Here is a 975-nt window from a genome sequence, read left to right as displayed (position 1 = left end):
CTTTGTCTGCCCTCGTGCTAAGTGAGGGGGCTTGCAAATTGTTCTCTTGCATAAGTGAGGGGGATTTATCGGGTTTTGGTGGCGTGTCTTTTGGTGGTGTTGGGGTTGTTGGTGGCGTTGGGGTTGTGTTTTCGTATTTTTTTAGGTTGATTAGCGCGTCTTTTAGCGCGGAGGTGGCTTCGTTTTGTTGTCCTTTGCCTATCATATAGTCCAAAAAGTCGTATAAATCCACTTCACTAAGGCTTTTTACCTCACTATCGCCAAAAAAATCAAAGCTAGGCTCAGCAAACTTTTTTTCTAGCACTTCAGGCATTTCTTTCAACGCTTCATAAAGCCTTTGGCTTGCAAAATCTTGGTTTGAAAACTTCACAAGGCTAGCCCCTAAAATATCTGCCTTTATCTCGTGGATAAATCGCTCTTTTGGGATTTGTAAAGCATCAAAAACCTGCACTTTTGCTTCTATTCGTTCATTGATTTTGTTTGCTAGCTCTCTGTAAATCTCGCTTCGGTTTATGCTTGTGGCTTTGCCTGCGTTTTTGGTCTCTTTGCCTAAAAACGCGATGGCATTTACTAGGTAGTTGGTAATTTCATTTAGCTTTGGTGTGGCTATGCTTTTGGCAATGTTATAAAACCCGCCAGCGTTTGAAATAAGCATATTTTTTACTTTTGATACTAGCAAATCATCGCCTTGAATCTTATCTAGGGCTTTGGCTATGTCTAAATCATAGCTAGCTTTGCTAAGGCTTGCTAAAAGGGCTAGATTTGCTTCTTCCTCTTTTAGCGGGGCGTTTAGCAGTCTTGCTACGATTTGGCGTTGATTATCTACGCTCTCACTCTCTAAAAATCTGCGTGATTTATTTTCTAGCAGGTTTTTTTCTATGTCTTTTTGATACACGCCCAGCGCGGAGGTAGCCTGCTCGCCTAAAGTTTTTTCGCCCCCTTTGTTGCTTCTTGCTGCTAGGGCGATTTGCTCTA

Annotated in this window: 1 protein-coding gene; it reads right to left on the bottom strand. The window is 42.1% G+C overall.

Annotated elements, in window-relative coordinates; translation table 11 throughout:
• A partial coding sequence (locus tag ACWIUO_RS13765; RefSeq protein ID WP_454178455.1) for a hypothetical protein occupies positions 1–975 on the bottom strand: 975 nt, incomplete at both ends.

The sequence above is a fragment of the Helicobacter sp. T3_23-1056 genome (genome assembly GCF_053654535.1).
Note: the sequence above shows the minus strand (reverse complement) of the source record. Positions and strands in the feature narration are given on the sequence as shown.